Source organism: Streptomyces sp. NPDC006739, from assembly GCF_042869815.1.
In the GTDB taxonomy this organism is placed as follows: Bacteria; Actinomycetota; Actinomycetes; order Streptomycetales; family Streptomycetaceae; genus Streptomyces.
The window spans coordinates 247,979-266,751 of the sequence record NZ_JBIAGM010000010.1; the positions used below are offsets into that span (position 1 = coordinate 247,979).

General features: G+C 75.9%; 1 protein-coding gene. It reads left to right on the forward strand.

Annotation, left to right across the window (positions count from 1 at the left end):
* Positions 1-43: 43 nt before the first annotated feature.
* Positions 44-18,769, forward strand: a complete 18,726-nt coding sequence (locus tag ACFYMM_RS21805; protein ID WP_388388978.1) for a non-ribosomal peptide synthase/polyketide synthase — start codon at positions 44-46, stop codon at positions 18,767-18,769.
* The last annotated feature ends 4 nt before the right edge of the window (positions 18,770-18,773 follow it).

Consider the following 18,773-nt stretch of genomic DNA (forward strand, 5'->3'; position numbering starts at 1 on the left):
CCTCCGTCCGCTCGCGCCGCATCGTCCCCGAAGGACTTTTCCCATGACGCACCTGCACGACAAGCCCGTACCGGCGTCACCGCTGCCGCAGGCCGGCCACGCCGCCGGGCCGCCGGAGAGCGCCGCGGCGGTGCCGGACGCGTACCCGACGCTCGGCGAACTGTTCGCCGCGTGGGTGTCGGTCACCCCGGACGCGCCCGCGGTGACCGACGGGCGGCGGACCTGGAGCTACCGGGAGCTGGCGGCACGGGCCGACCGCCTGGCCGGCCACCTCGTCCAGGGCGGGGCCGGGCCGGACCGCACGGTGGCGCTGGTCCTGCCGCGCTCGATGGAGCTGATCGCGGCGGAGCTGGCGGTGGCCCGGGCGGGCGCCGCCTTCCTGCCCGTGGACCCCGCCTATCCCGCCGAGCGGCGGGCGTTGATGCTCGCCGACGCCGCACCCGCGGTCGTACTCGACGACCTGTCCCGGGTGCGCGAGGCGATGGATCCGGCCGCGCCGGCGGGCGTGGGGCGGGGCCGGCGCCCGGACGGCGAGGACGCGGGCGAGGCGGTGGCCCCCCGCGTGGCCGTCGACGCCGACCACGCCGCGTACGTGATCTACACCTCGGGTTCCACCGGGACGCCGAAGGGCGTGACCGTCACCCACCGCGGCATCGGCGGCTTCACCGCCGCCGCCGTGGAACGCTACGCCGTGCGCCCCGGTGACCGGGTGCTGCAGTTCTCCTCGCCCAGCTTCGACGCCTCCGTCCTGGAGCTGTTCATCTCCGTCCTGGCCGGCGCCACCCTCGTCGTACCACCGGACGGCCCCTGGCTCGGCGACGAACTCGCCTCCGTCCTCGACGAGCACCGCATCACCCACACCCTCATCCCGCCGGCGGCCCTGGCCACCCTCCCCGACCCGACCGCCGGCACCGCCCGCCGACTGCGCACGCTGATCGTGGGCGCCGAGGCCTGCCCGGCCGGGCTCGTGGACCGCTGGGCACCCGGCCGACGCATGATCAACTCCTACGGCCCCACCGAGGCCACCATCGTCGCCACCTGGACCGGGCCGCTGTCGGCAGGCGGCGGCACCCCGACGATCGGTGCCGCGCTGCCGCACACCCGGGTGTACGTGCTCGACGCCGCGATGACCCCCGTACCGCCCGGCGAGGAAGGGGAGCTGTACGTCGGCGGCGACGGCGTGGCCCGCGGCTACCTGGGCCGCCCGGGCCTGACCGCCGCCCGTTTCGTCGCCGACCCCTTCGGGCCGTCCGGTGCCCGGCTCTACCGCACCGGCGACCGGGCCCGCTGGACCGCCGACGGTGAACTGGAGTTCCTCGGCCGGGTCGACCGGCAGGTGAAGGTCCGCGGCTTCCGTGTCGAACCGGGGGAGATCGAGGCCGCCCTGCTGAAGCGCGCCGAGGTCGGCGAGGCCGTGGTCGTGGTGCGCGAGGACGAACCGGGCCGGCAGCGGCTCGTCGGCTACGTCACCCCCGCGGACCCCGGACGGGCCCCGGACCCGGCGGCGGTGCGCGCGGCCGTGGCCGCCGTCCTGCCCGCCCACATGGTCCCGTCCGCCGTAGTCGTCCTGGACCGGCTGCCCCTCACCCCGCAGCACAAGATCGACCGGCGGGCCCTGCCCGCCCCCGCCCGCACGTCCTCCACGGGCCATGTTCCGCCGCGCACGGAGCGGGAGTCCGCGCTGGCCGCCATCTGGGCCGACGTGCTGGGCGTCGACGCCGTCGGCATGAGCGACGACTTCTTCGACCTGGGCGGCGACTCGATCCTCGCCGCCCGGGCGCTGGCCCGCGTCAGGGACGAACTGGGCGCCCGGCTGACCGTGCGGGACGTCTTCACCGCGCGGACGCTCGCCGCCCTCGCCCCGCTGCTCGACGACGCGTCCGCCGCCGCCCCGGCCGAGCCGATCCCGCCCGCCCCGCGCGAGCGGCCCCTGCCGCTCTCCAGCGCCCAGCGACGGCTGTGGTTCCTCGACGACCTGACCGCCGGCGGCACGGAGTACAACACCGGCGTGGCCCTGCGGCTGCGCGGCGAACTGGACCCCGAGGCCCTGCGCCGGGCGCTCGACCGGCTGGCCGCCCGGCACGACTCCCTGCGCACCACGTTCCTCACGGTCGACGGACAGGGCGTGCAGCGGGTCGACCCCGAGGCCGCGGTGCCGCTGCGCACGGCGGACCTCGGCGACCTGCCGGCAGAGGACCGGGCGGAGGCCGCCGAACGGCTGCTGACCGACGAACTGCGCCGCCCCTACGACCTGACGACGGGCCCCCTCACCCGCGCCCTGCTCGTCCGCCTCGCCACCGACGAGCACCTGCTGCTCATCGGCCAGCACCACATCGTCACCGACGGCTGGTCGGTGGGCGTCCTCACCCGCGAACTGGCCGCCCTCTACCGGGCGGAGGTCTCCGGCGAGCCGCACGACCTGCCCGAACCGGCCGTCCAGTACCCGGACTTCGCGGTGTGGGAGCGGGACCGGCACTCCGCCGGGGACGCCGAGGACCTGACCTACTGGAAGCGGCACCTGGCGGGCCTGCAGCACCTGGAACTGCCCACCGACCGGGTCCGGCCCACGGTGCGCACCGCCTCCGGCGCGGCGCACCGGCACCACCTCCCGGCCGGCCTGGTGAGCCGGCTGCGGCACCTGGCCACCGGCCGGGGGACGACCGTGTTCACCCTGTTCGCCGGGGCGTCCGCGCTGCTGTTCTCCCGCTACTCCGGCCAACGGGACGTGGCCTTCGGCACCGTCACCAACGGGCGTGGCCGCCGGGACCTGGAGGAGGCGGTGGGCTTCTTCGCCAACACCGTGGTGCTGCGCGGCGAGGTGGACGAGGCGGTCACCGTCGACCGGTTCGTGGAGAGCATGCGGACGACCGTGCTGGACGCCTTCGCCCACGACGGGGTGCCGTTCGACCGGGTGGTCGAGGAACTGGCCCCGCCCCGCGACCCCAGCCGCACCCCGCTCGTGCAGGCGCTCGTCGTCCAGCAGACCGCCACGGCGCTGCCCGCGGCCGGCCGGCTGCGCTTCGAGGAGCACCCGCTGCCCCGCCCGGCCGCCCGCTTCGACCTGGTCCTGGAGTTCGCTCCGGACCAGGAGGGCGGCTGCGCGCTCACGGTGGAGTACAACACCGACCTGTTCGAGGCCCGGACCGTGGCCCGTATGGCCCGGCACCTGCACCACCTCCTGGAGGGGATGGCGGACGGCCCGAGCCGGACCCTGGCCGAACTCTCCATGCTCTCCGGGGACGAGCAGCGCACACTCGTCGACTCCTGGAACCCCGCCCCCGAGGACATGCCGGACACCTCGGACACCACGCTGGTCGGACTGTTCGAGGCGCAGGTGGCCCGCACCCCCGACCGGACCGCCGTCACCTGCGGGCCGGTGCGGCTGGACTACGCCGAGGTGAACCGGCGCGCCAACCGTCTGGCCCGGCTGCTCGTCTCCCGCGGCGCGGGCCCGGAGACCCTCGTCGGACTGTGCCTGCCGCGCTCCGCCGATCTGCCGTCGGTGCTGTGGGCGGTACTGAAGTCGGGTGCGGGGTACCTCCCGGTGGACCCCTCCTACCCGGCCGACCGCGTCCGCTTCATGCTCGCCGACGCCGCTCCCGCCCTGGTCGTCGCCACCCGCGAGACCGCGCGCGCCCTGCCCGAGGACTGCGACCCGCTGATCCTCGACGACTGCGCGGCCTTCGACGCCGAGGTCACGCGGGCCGGGGAGGCCGACCCGACCGACGCCGACCGGATCCGGCCCCTGCACCCGGACCACCCCGCGTACGTCATCTACACCTCGGGGTCGACCGGCCGCCCCAAGGGCGTGGTGGTCACCCGGCGCAGCGTGGCCGCGCTGGCCGCCTGGGCGCGCGAGCGGTTCGGTACCGGCCGGCTGGCGCACGTCATCGCCGCCACCTCGCTCAACTTCGACGTCTCGGTCTTCGAGCTGCTGTGCCCGCTGCTGGCCGGAGGGTGTGTCGAGGTCGTCGACGACCTGCCCGCCCTCGCCGACGCGCCGGGGACGCGGCGGGCCGGACTGCTCAGCGGGGTGCCGTCCGTGGTCTCCCGGCTGGTCGCCGGCGGCGCCACCCCGGTCGAGGCGGGCACGGTCGTGCTGGCCGGCGAGGCGCTGTCCGCGCAGACCGTGCGCGAGCTGCGTGACGTCATGCCCGCGTGCGAGATCGCCAACATCTACGGCCCCACCGAGGCCACCGTGTACGCCACCGCCTGGTTCGCCGGCGACCGGGTGCCGGAAGACGCCCCGCCGATCGGCCGGCCGGTGGCCCGCACCCGGGTCTACGTCCTCGACCGCTCGCTGCGCCCGCAACCCCCGGGAGTGACCGGCGAGCTGTACCTGGGGGGCGGCGGCCTGGCGCGCGGCTACCTGCGGCGCCCCGGCCTGACCGCCGCCCGGTTCCTCGCCGATCCCTACGGCGCGCCGGGGGAGCGCATGTACCGCACCGGAGACCTGGTGCGCTGGAGCGCCGACGGCGAGCTGGAGTACGTGGGCCGGACCGACCAGCAGGTCAAGGTCCGGGGATTCCGTATCGAACTGGGCGAGGTGGAGGAGGCGCTGCGGCGCTGCGAGGGCGTGGCCGAGGCGGCCGCCCTCGCCTCCGAGAGCGACGGCCGGCGGAGCCTGGTCGGCTACGTCGTCCCCGTCCCGGGAGGCGGCGTGGAACCGGAGGCCGTGCGCCGGACGCTCGGCCGCACGCTGCCCGCCTACATGGTGCCCTCGGCCGTCGTGGTGCTGGACGCCCTGCCGCTCAACCCCAACGGCAAGCTCGACCGCGGCCGGCTGCCCGACCCGGGGCCGGCCGTGCACGCCGTACGCCACGTCGCGCCCCGCACCCCCACCGAACACCTGCTGGCCGCCATCTGGGCGGAGGTCCTGCACCTGGAGCGCGTCGGCGCGGACGACAACTTCTTCGCGCTCGGCGGCGACTCCATCCTCAGCATCCAGGTGGTGGCCCGGGCCCGGCAGGCGGGGCTGCAGGTGACGTCCCGTGACGTCTACCGGCACCAGACGGTCGCCGCCCTGGCCCGGTGCGCGGACGCCGTCGGCCGGCCCCGCGCCGCCGCGCCCGCCGCGGTGGCCGCCACCGGACCGAGCCCCCTGACGCCGATACAGCACTGGCTGTTCGACAGCGCCGGCGACCGGGCCGGACACTTCGCGCAGACCCTCTCCCTCCGGATGCCCGAGGACCTGGACACGGCGGCGCTGGAGGACGCGCTGAACGCCGTGGTCGCCCACCACGACGCCCTGCGCTCCCGGTTCCCGGCCGGCGACGGCCCCGGGGACGAACGCTGGCACATCGACGAGACGGCACCCCGGATCACGCTGGCCCGGCACACCGGCCCCGACACCGACAGCCCCCACTTCGGCCCCTTCGACCTGGAGCACGGGCCGCTGCTGCGGGCCGTCCTGCACGACCGGGGCCCCGGCCGGCCCAGGGTCCTGCACCTGGCCGTGCACCACCTCGTGGTCGACGGGGTCTCCTGGCGGCTGCTGCTGGAGGACCTCGACCGCGCCTACCGCGCCTACCGCGACGGCGGCGACGCGACGGCCGCGCTGCCGGCGAAGTCCTCGCCGCTGCGGCACTGGGCCCACCGGCTGAACGCGCACGCCGCCGACGGCGGCTTCGACGACGAGAGGCAGTACTGGGCGCGGGCCGTCCCGGAGGCCGGCGCGGCCCTGCCCGGCGACCTGCCGGGCGACCCGACGGGCGCCAACACCTACGCCTCGGCCCGTGCGGTGACCGTGCGGCTGAGCCCCGAGGACACCGCCGTCCTGCTGCGCACCCTGCCCGAGACCTACCGCACCCGGGTCAACGACGTGCTGCTGAGCGCCCTCGGCCGGGTGCTGTGCGCGTGGAGCGGGCAGGACCGGGTGCTGGTGGACGTCGAGGGGCACGGCCGCGAGGAGCTGTTCACCGACCTCGACATCAGCCGCACCGTCGGCTGGTTCACCACCCGCCATCCGGTCGCCCTCGCCGTCCCCGAGCGGGCGGACTGGGACACCGTGCTCAAGCAGGTCAAGGAACAGCTGCGCGCCGTACCCCGGCACGGCCTGGGCCACGACGTGCTGCGTCACCTCGCCGGCACCGGCGACGGGACCGGCGACGGGACCGGTGACGGGGCCGGGCCCACGCGCCCCGGCCCGGCGGCGCGGGTCAGCTTCAACTACCTGGGGCGCATGACGTTCCCCGACCGGCCGGACGGCCTGTTCCGGGGGACGTTCCGGCCGCTCGAGCTGGACGCCGACCCGGCGTCCGAGCGCCCGCACGCCCTGGAGGTCGTAGGACAACTCGACGGCGAAGAGCTGGAGTTCACCTGGTTCTACTCCGACCGGCTGCACCGGACAGCGACCGTCGAGGCCCTGGCCGAACGGTTCGCCGGGGCACTGTCGCAGCTCGCCCGGTACGCGGCGCGGCCGGGCGCCGGCGGGCGCACGCCGTCCGACTTCCCGCTGGCCCTCCTCGACCAGGCGGCCGTGGACCGGATCGTGGGAGACGACCCGGGCGCGGTGGAGGACGTCCTGCCGCTCACGCCGACCCAGGCCGGCATGCTCTTCCACGGCCTGTCCCAGGACGACCGCAGCGCCTACTTCCAGCAGCTGACCTTCGTTCTGGACGGCGTACCCGACCCCGACGCGCTGGCCGCGGCCTGGCAGCGGGTGACCGACCGCACCGCGGTCCTGCGCGGTCGGATCGTCTGGCAGGACGTGCCCGAGCCGCTGCTGGTGGTCCAACGGAACGCGTCCGTACCCGTCACCCACCTGGACTGGCGCGAGCTGACCGAGGACGAACGCCGCGACCGGCTGGCCGGACTCGTGGACCGGGACCGGGCGGCCGGCCTCGACCTGGCGCGGGCGCCGCTGCAGCGACTGGCGGTGGCCCGCGTCTCCGACACCGCCGTGCGGGTGGTCTGGTCCTTCCACCACCTGCTCCTGGACGGCTGGAGCCTGTTCCAGGTGCTGTCGGACGTCTTCGCCGGCCATGCGGCGCTGACCGGACGGACCGGTGCGGCGGACACGACCCCCGACCGGCCGCCGTACCGGGACTACGTGGCCTGGCTGCGCGAACGCGACGGGACGGAGGCCGAACGGCACTGGCGCGACCGCCTGGCCGGCCTGGCCGAGCCCACGCCGCTGCCCTACGACCGCGACCCGCGCGAAGCCCATCGCGCCGAGTCCACCCAGGCGGTACGGGCCACTGTGCCCGCGGCCGCCACCCGGGCCCTGGAGGACCTCGCCAAGACCTCCGGCCTGACCCTGAACACCCTCGTCCAGGGCGCCTGGGCGCTGCTGCTGGCCCGCCAGGCCGGCCGGGACGACGTGGTGTTCGGCACCACCGTGTCGGGTCGGCCGCCCGAGCTGCCCGGGTCCGAGGCCATGACCGGCCTGTTCATCACGACCCTGCCCACCCGGATCACGGTCCCGGCCGACGGCGGCCTGCTCGACTGGCTGCGCCAGGTGCAGCGGGACCAGAGCGAGGACCGGCGCTTCGACCACCTGCCCCTGACCCGGATGCGGACGTTCACCGAACTGCCCGAGCGGGTCGCCCTGTTCGACAGCATCGTCGTCTTCGAGAACTATCCGGCCGACGACGGTCTCGCCGCCGCACACGGACTGCGCCTCAGCGACCTGGACGGCATCGAGACCACCAACTACCCGCTGAGCCTGGTGGCCTATCCGGGGCCGGAACTGGCCCTGCGCCTGGGGTACGACCCGGAGCTGTTCGACGAGGCCACCGTGCGCCTGATGGCCGAGTACCTCACGGTCCTGCTGGAGCACATGGTCACCGGTGCCGGGCGGCCGCCCGCACGGCTGCCGTTGCTCACCGCCGAGCGCCGCGAGCAGGTCCTCGGCGCCTGGCACGGCACGGTCACCGAACACCCCGTCACCACGGTCGCGGAACTCTTCGCCGGGCAGGTGCGACGCGTCCCCGACGCGGTCGCCCTGGAATGCGGCGACGAGCGCCTCACCTACCGCGAACTCGACACCCGGGCCGAGACCCTGGCCGGCCGTCTGGCGGCGCTCGGCGTCCGGCCGGAACGCCCGGTCGGCGTGCTGATGGACCGTTCGGTCGAACTGATCGTGGCGCAGCTGGCCCTGGTGCGCACCGGCGGGGTGTACGTCCCCCTGGACGGCAGGGCGCCGCGCGAGCGGCTGCGGCGGATGCTGACCGAGGCGGGCGCGGACCTGTTGCTCACCGACGCCGAGTGGCAGGACACGGCCCGCGAGGTGCTCCCCGGCGACGGCGTCCTGCGCCTCGACGGCACGGCCGCCGGCCGGCCGGCCGAGCCCGGCACCACCTGGGCCGTGCACCCCGACAACGTCCAGTACCTGATGTTCACCTCCGGCTCCACCGGCACCCCCAAGGGCGTCGCGGTGCGCCAGCGGGACGTGGCCGCGCTCGCCCTGGACGGCGCCTTCACCGGCCACGACCGGGTGCTCGTGCACTCACCCCACGCCTTCGACGCCGCCACCTACGAGGTGTGGGTGCCGCTGCTGCGCGGCGGCACGGCCGTGCTCGCCCCGCCCGCCGACCTGGACGCCGCCGTGGTCCGCCGCGCCATCGGCGAACAGGGCGTGCGCTGCCTGTGGCTGACCGCCGGCCTGTTCCGCCTGCTCGCCCAGGAGGACCCCGCCTGCCTGCGTGGCGCCCGGGAGGTGTGGACGGGCGGCGAGGCCGTACCGGGCGCGGTGGTGCGCCGGGTCCTCGACGCCTGCCCCGGCCTCACCGTCGTGGACGGCTACGGCCCGACCGAGACCACCACCTTCGCCACCCGGCGGGTCTTCCGCTGCGGTGACCCGCTGCCCGCCGTACTGCCCATCGGACGCCCGCTGGACAACACGCGCGCATACGTGCTCGACGGCGCCCTGCGGCCCCAGCCCCCCGGCATCCCCGGCGAGTTGTTCATCGCGGGGGCAGGGGTTGCCCGGGGGTACGCGGGACGCCCCGGGGCCACCGCGGCCCGCTACGTCGCCGACCCGTTCGGCCCGCCCGGTGACCGGATGTACCGCACCGGCGACATCGTGCGCTGGAGCGCCGACGGCGAGCTGTGCTTCGTGGGCCGGGCCGACGACCAGATCAAGATCCGCGGCTTCCGCATCGAGCCCGCCGAGATCGAGGCCCGGCTCACCGCCCACCCGGGAGTCGCCGAGGCGGTCGTCTCGCCGTACGAGAACGCCGGGCGCAAGCGCCTCGCCGCCCACCTGGTACCGGCCGACGGCGCCCCGCTGCCGTCCGCCGCCGAACTGCGCGAGCACCTCGCGGCCCGGCTGCCCGACTACATGCTGCCCGCCGCGTTCGTCACCGTGCCCGAACTGCCGCTGACGGCCAACGGAAAGGTGGACCGGCGACGGCTGCCGGCCCCCGACTGGTCGGGGGCCGCCACCGGCGCCCACCGCGCCCCGCGCACCGACACCGAACGCGTCCTCGCCGGCATCTGGGCGGATCTGCTCGGCGTGGAACGGGTCGGCGTCGACGACAACTTCTTCATGCTGGGCGGCGACTCGATCCTCAGCATCCAGGTGGTCTCCCGCGCCCGGACCGCCGGGCTCGCGCTGACCCCCCGCGACCTGTTCCGGCACCCCACGGTCGCCGCGCTGGCCGCGGCCACCGGCACCGCTGTCACCGTCGCCGGCACCGGGCCGGTCAGCGGGGACGTCGTCCTCGCCCCCATCCAGCACTGGTTCCTCGAACCCCGGCCGCCGCGCCCGGAGTTCTTCAACCAGTCCGTCGTCGTCCGGGCGCCGGGCGAGGTCGACCCGGACGCCCTGCGCCGCGCCCTGGCGGCGCTGTGGGCGCACCACGACGCCCTGCGGTCCCGGTTCACCGTCGGGGACGACGGCACCTGGCACCAGCACTGCGCCGCCGAAAGCGCCGCCGTACCCGACCTGCTGGAGGTCTGCGACCTCGGCGGCCTGGACGCGGCGGCCGCCGAGGAGGCCGAGGCCCGGCTCACCGAGGCGGCACACGCCGGGTTCCGGCTGGACACCGGGCCGCTGCTGACCGCCCGCCTGTTCACGGCCGGCCGCACCCGGCCCGACCGGCTCCTCCTGGCCGTCCACCACCTGGTGGTCGACGGTGTCTCCTGGCGCGTCCTGCTGGAGGACCTGGAGACCGCCTACCGGCAGGCGGCGGCCGGACAGCCGGTACGGCTGCCGGCCCGCACCACCTCCGTCCAGGAGTGGACCCGCCGGCTGCGCGACCACACCCTCAGCGGCGGCTTCGCGGAGCAGATCACCCACTGGGAGTCGGCCGCCCGGCACTGCGCCGAGCCGCTCCCGGTGGACGCCCACGGCGGCAACACCGCGGCCGACGCCCGTGTGGTGACCGTCCGGCTGGACCGGGAGCGCACCGACGCCCTGCTGCGCGAGGTGCCCGGCGTCTACCGCACCCGTATCGACGACGTGCTGCTCACCGCCCTCGGCCGGGTGCTCGCCGGGTGGACCGGACGGCGTACCGTCGCCGTCGGCCTGGAGGGGCACGGCCGCGAGGACCAGCTGTTCGAGGACGTCGACCTGTCCCGCACGGTCGGCTGGTTCACCTCCCTGTTCCCCCTCGCCCTTCGGGTTCCGGAGGGGGACTGGGGCACCGCGCTGAAGTCCGTGAAGGAGCAACTGCGCGCCGTACCGGACCGGGGCCTCGGCTACGGCGCCCTGCGCCACCTCGCACGGGACCCGCGGCTCGCCGACGCGCGGATGCCCGGCGTCAGCTTCAACTACCTGGGCAGGTTCGACTGGTCGGGCGACCCGGGCGACCCGGGCGACCCGGGCGACCCGGGCGCCCTGGTCGGCGCGGTGCCCGGCGGCCTCGACGGCGCGGAGGCGCCCGGCACCGAGCGCCCGCACCTGCTGGACGTGGTGGCCCGCGTGGAGGACGGCCGCCTGGAGATCAGCTGGCACTACAGCGGCGGACGGCACCGCGAACAGACCGTCGCCGGCCTCGCCGAGGGCATGCTCGGCGCGCTGCGGGACATCGTCGCCCACTGCGCCGAGCCGGACGCCGGCGGCCGCACCCCGTCGGACTTCCCGCTGGCCCGGCTGGACCAGCCCGCCGTGGACCGGGTCGTCGGGGACGGCCGCGCCGTCGAGGACGTCTGCCCGCTGACCCCGATGCAGGCGGGCATGCTCTTCCACAGTCTGCTGGACCCGGACGGCCGCACCTACGTCAACCAGGTGCAGCTGGTGCTGTCCGGCGTCACCGACCCGCAGGCCCTGGCCGAGGCATGGCAGCACACCGCCGACGCCAACCCCGTCCTGCGCACCCGGCTGGTGTGGCGGGAGACCGCCGAACCCCTCCAGGTCGTGCAGCGGCGAGCCGTCGTGCCCGTGGCCCGGCACGACTGGTCGGGGCGGCCCGCCGAGTGGTGCGCGCGCGAACTGGACCGGCTGCTCGCCGAGGACCGGGACGCCGGCGTCGACCTGGACGCGGCGCCGCTGATGCGGCTGATGCTGATCCGGCTGTCACCGACGCGGGTGCGGATGGTGTGGACCTTCCACCACGTCCTGCTCGACGGATGGAGCGCCGCCCAGGTCTTCGACGAGGTGTGCGAGCGCTACGCGGCCCTCGTCGCCGGGCGCCGCCCGGACGTGCCCGAACGCAGCCCCTTCGCCGACTACCTGCGCTGGCTGGCGGCACAGGACACCGGTTCCGCCGAGCGGTACTGGCGTGCGGCGCTGGCCGGGTTCCCGGCGCCCACCGAGCTGCCCCGCGACCGGCGGCCCGTCGAGGCCCACCGCGCCTCCTCGTCCGGGACGGTACGGGTCGACCTCGGCACCGGGCTCACCGCCGGGCTGCGGGAGACTGCCCAGCGGGCGGGCCTGACCCTCAACACCGTCCTGCAGGGCGCCTGGGCGCTGCTGCTGTCCCGCTACGGCGGCGGTGACGACGTGGTGTTCGGTACGACCGTCTCCGGGCGGCCCGCCGCACTGCCGGGCGTGACCTCGATGGTGGGGCTGTTCATCAACACCCTGCCCACCCGGGCGCGGATCGACGGACGGCGCCCCCTGCTGGAGTGGCTGCGTGAGCTGCAGGCCGCCCAGTCGGAGGCCCGCCGCCACGAATTCGTCTCGCTCGCCCAGCTGCAGTCCTGGAGCGAGGTGCCCGGCGGCACCGGCCTGTTCGACAGCATCCTCGTCTTCGAGAACTACCCCTTCGACGAGGGAGCGGTGGCCCGGCACGGCCTGGGCATCGAGCAGGAACGCGACCTGGAACCGACCAACTACCCCCTCAGCGTGGTGGTCGCCCCCGGGGACGCCCTGTCGGTCAACCTTGACTACGACCCGGCCGCCTTCGACGCCGCCACGGTCGAGGGGCTCGGGGAGAGCCTTCGCACGCTGCTGGCGCAGATGGCCACGGATCCGGGGCGCCGCCTGGCCGACCTGTCGCCGACGGACCCGGCCCGGGGCCGCGAACTGCTCGACCGGTTCGGCGGAACGGTGACCGAGGCGCCGTACGGCACCCTGGCCGAGGCGTTCCACCGGCAGGCGTCGGCCACCCCCGACGCCCCGGCGGTCCGGTCCGGAACCGAGCGCCTCACCTACCGGGAACTCGACGAGCGCGCCAACCGGCTGGCCCGGCTGCTCATCGCCGCCGGCGCCGGGCCCGAACGGTTCGTCGCCCTCGCGCTGCCCCGCACCGCCGGCCTGGTCGTGGCGCTCCTGGCGGTCCTCAAGAGCGGTGCGGCCTACCTGCCGGTGGACCCCGGACACCCGGCCGAGCGCATCGCGTTCCTCTTCGACGACGTACGTCCCGACGCCGTCGTCACCGCCACCGAGACCGCCGGCCGGCTCCCGGACGGCCCGTTCACCCGGATCGTGCTGGACGACCCGGGGTGCGCCGAGCGGCTGGCCGCCGTCTCCGGCGCCCCCGTCGGCGACGACGAGCGGCACCGCCCCCTGCTGCCGCAGCACCCCGCCTACGTCATCCACACCTCCGGCTCGACCGGCCGCCCGAAAGGCGTCGTGGTCGCCCACGCGTCGGTGCTGGCCCTGACCGACTGGGCCGCCGCCGAGTTCACCGGCCGGGGGCTGGCGCACGTCGTCGCCTCCACCTCGCTCAACTTCGACGTGTCGGTGTTCGAGATCTTCTCGCCGCTGCTGTCCGGCGGCTGTGTGGAGGTCGTCCGCGACCTGCTGGCCCTGGCCGAGCGCACCGGACCGTGGAGTGCCTCACTGCTCAGCGCGGTGCCCTCCGCCCTGGGCAGGTTGCTGGCGGAGGACGCCGTGCGCGTCGGCGCCGACACGGTCGTCCTGGCCGGCGAGGGCCTGCCGGCCCGGACCGTCCGCCAGGTGCGCACGGCGGTGCCCGGCTGCCGGGTGCTGAACATATACGGCCCCACCGAGGCCACCGTCTACGCCACCGCCTTCACCTGTGATCCCGCGGACCCGGACCGTGACCCGCCGATCGGCCGGCCGGTGGGCGGCGCCCGCGCCTATGTGCTGGACGACCGGATGCGCCCGGTGCCCGTCGGCGCGCCCGGGGAGCTGTTCCTCGCCGGAACCGGTGTGGCCCGCGGCTATCTGCGCCGGCCCGGCCTGACCGCCGCCCGCTTCCTGGCCGACCCCTACGGGCCGCCCGGCGGCCGCATGTACCGCACCGGCGACCTGGTGCGCTGGACGGCCGACGGCGATCTCGTCTACCTCGGCCGCACGGACGACCAGGTGAAGGTGCGCGGCTTCCGTATCGAACTCGGCGAGGTGGAGGCCGCGCTGGCCCGCCATCCGCAGGTGTCGGCGGCAGCGGCCCGGGTGGTGGAACACGACCACCACAAGCGGCTGGTGGGCTACGCGGTGCCCCGCGAGGGCGGGCTGCCCGAACCGGCCGAGCTGCGCGCCTTCCTCGCGCGCACGCTCCCCGACCACCTGGTCCCGGCCTTGGTGGTACCGCTGGAGCGGCTGCCGCTCGGCGCCACCGGCAAACTCGACCGGCGGGCGCTGCCGGAGCCGGTGTGGGCCGCCCCGGCCGCCGGCGGCGGCCACCGTCCGCCCGGCAGCGACGCCGAGAAGACCCTCGCGGCGATCTGGTCCGAGGTGCTCGGCGTGCCCTCGGTCGGCGCGGACGACAACTACTTCGCGCTCGGCGGCGACTCGATCCTGGGCATCCAGATCGTGTCGGCGGCCCGCCGGGCCGGTCTCGCCCTGACGCCCCGGCACCTGTTCACCCACCAGACGCTGTCCGAACTCGCCCTGGCCGCAGAGAAGTTGCCCTCCTCGACGGTCATCGCCGAGCAGGGGCCGGTCATCGGGGACGTACCGCTCACCCCCGTGCAGCACTGGCTTCTCGACACCCTCGACGGTGATCCGGCCCACTTCACCCAGTCCGTCTCCTTCCGGCTCGCGGCGGACACCGACGAGACGCTGCTGCGCGCCGCCCTGGCCGCCGTACTGGAACACCACGACGCGCTGCGGATGCGGTACGAACCCGCCGGGGACGGGGGGTGGCGCCAGTACGGCACCGCGCCCGACGGCGCCCCGCGGCTTCGGGTGCGCGAGCTGCCCGCCGGCGCGTCGCACGACGTCGACGCGGCGCCGGACGAGGCGGTCACCGGCTTCGACCTGGCCGGCGGGCCGCTGCTGCGGGCCGTACTGTGCCGTACCGGCGACGACCCGGGCCCGGTCCTGCTGCTGGCCGCGCACCACCTGGTCGTCGACGCCGTGTCCTGGCGCCTGATCCTGGAGGACCTGGAGCGCGCCTACCGGGCGCTGCGCGACGGGCAGCGGCCCGACCTCGGCACCAAGACCACCTCCTTCCGGGCCTGGGCGCGGCGGCTCGCCGAGCACACCGCGGCCGGCGGCTTCGACGACGAACTCGACCACTGGCGCGGCCTCGGCGACGACACCGCCCTGCCCGTCGACGGCACCGGAGCCAACACCGGCGCCGCCGAGGAGACGCTGACGGTCGGCCTGGACGCCGAGCAGACGCGCCGGCTGCTGCAGGACGTCCCGGAGGCCTACCGCACCCGCGTCAACGACGTCCTGCTGTGCGCGCTCGGCCGGGTGCTGGCCCGCTGGACCGGACGGGACCGGGTGACGGTGGCCCTGGAGGGCCACGGCCGCGAGGAACTGTTCGACGACATCGACCTGGCCCGGACCGTCGGCTGGTTCACCACCATGTACCCCGTCGCCCTGGACGTGCCCCCGGACGCCGGTCTGGGCACCGCGCTGAAGACGGTGAAGGAGAACCTGCGCGCCGTACCGAGGGGCGGACTGGGATACGGGGCCCTGCGCTTCCTGCACCCCACGGCCGGACCCCGGCTGCCGGACCTGCCGGACATCAGTTTCAACTACCTGGGGCGGCAGGACCACGCCGGCCCGCGGGGCGCTCTGCTGCGCGCGCCGTACGGCACGCTCACCGGCGGCATGGACCGTGCGGCGCGCCGGCCCCACCTCCTCGACGTCCTCGGGCAGGTCAGCGACGGGCGGCTGGAGTTCACGTGGTCGTACTCGCGCGAGGTGCACCGGCGCGAGACCGTCGCCCGGCTGGCGGCCGAACTGGCGGCCGAACTGAGGGCGATCGTCCGGCACTGCGCCGAGCCCGGCGCCGGCGGCCGCACCCCGTCCGACTTCCCGCTGGCACCCCTGGACCAGGCGGCCGTCGACCGGCTGGCCGGCACCGGCGAGGACGTGACGGACGTCTACCCGCTCACCCCCACCCAGACCGGCATGGTCGTGCACGGCATGGACGACGCCGCCCACGGCCTGTACGTCGAGCAGATCACGTTCGTGGTGGACGGGGCGCACGACCTCGCGACCCTCGCCGCCGCCTGGCAGCACGTCGTCGACCGCACCCCGGTCCTGCGCACCGCCGTGGCACTGCGCGGCGTGCCCGTACCGCTGCAGGTCGTGCGACGGCACGCGACCCTCCCGGTCACCGAACACGACTGGAGCGCCCTGGCGGCGGAGGCGCGCGACGCGGAACTGGAGCGGCTGCTCGCCGACGAGCGCTCCCGGGGCATCGCCCTGGACCGCGCCCCGCTGCTGCGGCTCGCCCTGGTGCGGCTCGGCCCGGACTCGGCGCGCGTCGTGTGGACCTTCCACCACGTCCTGCTGGACGGATGGAGCGTCTTCCACGTCCTGTCCGACGTGCTGGCCGCCCACGCCGCGCTCGCCCGGGGCGAGGAGCCGCGGCTGCCCGAGCGCCGGCCGTTCGCGGACTACGCCGCCTGGCTCGCCGCCCGCGGCACCGGACCGGCCCGCGAACACTGGCAGGCTGTGCTGGCGGACCTGGCCGCGCCCACCCCGCTGCCCTACGACCACAGGCCCGGCCAGGACGCCACCGCCCGCTCCGGCACCTGGCTGTCGCAGCGGCTCGGCGCGGCCGGCACCGACCGGCTCCAGCGGTTCGCCCGCCGCCACCGCCTCACCCTCAACACGCTGGTGCAGGGCGCCTGGGCGCTGCTGCTGTCGCGCTGGAGCGGCGAGCGGGAGGTGTGCTTCGGCACCACCGTCTCCGGGCGGCCCTCCGACCTGCCCGGCGCCGACACCATCACCGGCCCGTTCATCACCACCCTGCCCGCCCGGGTCACCGTGGACGGCGCGGCGCGCTGCGCCGACTGGCTGCGCGCCCTCCAGGAGGCACGGGCCGAGGACCGACGCCACGACCACATACCCCTGACCGAACTGCACGGACTCAGCCGGCTGCCGTACGGGACGCCGATGTTCGACAGCCTGGTGGTCTTCGAGAACTACCCGGTCGGCGACGCGACGGCCGGCGCGCACGGCCTGCGGATACGGGACCTGGACGCCAGGGAGGCCACCAACTACCCGGTCACCGTCGTCGCCTCGCCCGGAGAACGGCTCAGCGTGGAACTCGGCTACGACACCCGCTGCTTCGACGCGGCCACCGCCGAATCCCTGGCCGGCCGACTGCTGCACACCCTGTCCGCCCTGGCCGACTCGGACGGCACCGCCCGCCTGGACGAGATCGACGTACTGCCGCCCGGGGAGCGGGCACGGCTGCTGCGCGGACCGGCCCGCCCGGCACTCGGCCCGGTGCCCCCCACCACCCTGCCGGACCTCGTCGAGGCCGCCGTGGACCGGTGGCCCACCCGGCCCGCGCTGAGCGCCCCCGGCCTGCTGCTGACCTTCGCCGAGGCCGAGGCGCACGCCAACCGGCTGGCGCACCGCCTCATCGCCCGGGGAGCGGGCCCCGGCGGCCTCGTCGCCCTGCTCCTGCCGCGCTCGGCGGACATGGTGCTGGCCCAGCTGGCGGTGGCGAAGGCCGGCGCGGCGTTCCTGCCGGTCGACCCCAACTACCCGGACGAACGAGTGGCGTTGATGCTGCGGGACGCGGCTCCCGCGCTCACGCTCGACGCCAAGGAGGTCGCCGCCCTGCTGGCCGCGCCGCCGGACGAGGTCCCCGGGCACCGCCCCACCGACGCCGACCGCAGCCGCCCGCTCGACGTGGACGACCCCGCCTACGTCATCTACACCTCGGGCTCCACCGGCACCCCCAAGGGTGTCGTCGTCACCCATCGCGGGCTCGCCGCGTTCTGCGCCGCCGAGGCCGAGCACTACCAGGTCGCCCCGGGGGACCGGGTGCTGGCCTTCGCCACCCCCAGCTTCGACGCCTCCGTACTGGAGCTGTGCATGTCCCTGCCGCACGGCGCCCGCCTGACCGTACCCGTGCCGGGCCCGCTGCTCGGCGCACAACTGGCCGACGTACTGCGCGATGAGCGCGTCACCCACACCCTTCTGCCCCCGGCCGCCCTCGCCACCCTGCCCGCCGGCGCCCCCGGCACGCTGCCGGACCTGAAGACGCTGATCGTCGGGGCCGACGCCTGCGGCGCCGACCTCGTCGCCCGCTGGGCCCCGCACCACCGCATGGTCAACTCCTACGGGCCCACCGAGGCCACCGTCGTCGCCACCTGGTCCGCGCCGCTGCGCTCCGACGGCGCGGCCCCACCCATCGGCCGCCCGCTGCCCGCCACCGGCGCCTACGTCCTCGACGCCCGGCTGCGGCCGGTCCCGGACGGCGTACCGGGCGAACTCTGGCTGAGCGGACCCGCCCTGGCCCGCGGCTACCTGGGCCGCCCTGGCCTGACCGCCGCCCGCTTCACCGCCGACCCCTTCGGGCCGCCCGGCACCCGCATGTACCGCACCGGCGACCTGGTGCGCCGTGACACCCACGGCGAACTGCACTACCTGGGCCGCACCGACCACCAGCTCAAGCTGCGCGGCCACCGCATCGAGGCGGGCGAGGTCGAGGCGACCCTGGTGCGGCACCCGGACGTGCTGGACGCGGTGGTGAGCGTACGGGAGGACGAGCCGGGGCAGCCGCGGCTGGTCGCCCATCTGCTCGCGGCCCCGGGCGCCGAGCCGCCGGCCGGCCCCGCGCTGCGGGCCCTGGCCGCCCGGTCGCTGCCGGGCCACATGGTCCCCTCGGCGTTCGTGGTGCTCGACCGCTTCCCGGTCACCGAGAACGGCAAGACCGACCGGGCCGCGCTGCCCGCGCCCGCCCCGGCCGAGGAGCGGCGGGAGACCGGCCACGTGCCGCCCCGCACGCCCACCGAGGAGGCCCTCGCGGCCATCTGGGAGGAGGTCCTGGAGACCGCCGTGGGCGCCGAGGACGACTACTTCCTGCTGGGCGGCGACTCCATGCGCGCCCTGCTGATCGCCTCCCGCGCGGGCGACGCCTTCGGCGTCCCGCTCACCCCCCGCGACGTCCTGGTCACCCGCACCGTGGCCGCCCTGGCGGAACTGGTGGAGGAACAGGTGCTGAGCGAACTCGAAGACGCCGCGTACGGCGGCCCCGACCACGACGAACGGTGAGGAC

What these genes read in the sequence shown, in the direction of transcription:
- ACFYMM_RS21805 (WP_388388978.1), top strand. Translation starts at nt 44, where the DNA reads ATGACGCACCTGCACGACAAGCCCGTACCGGCGTCACCGCTGCCGCAG.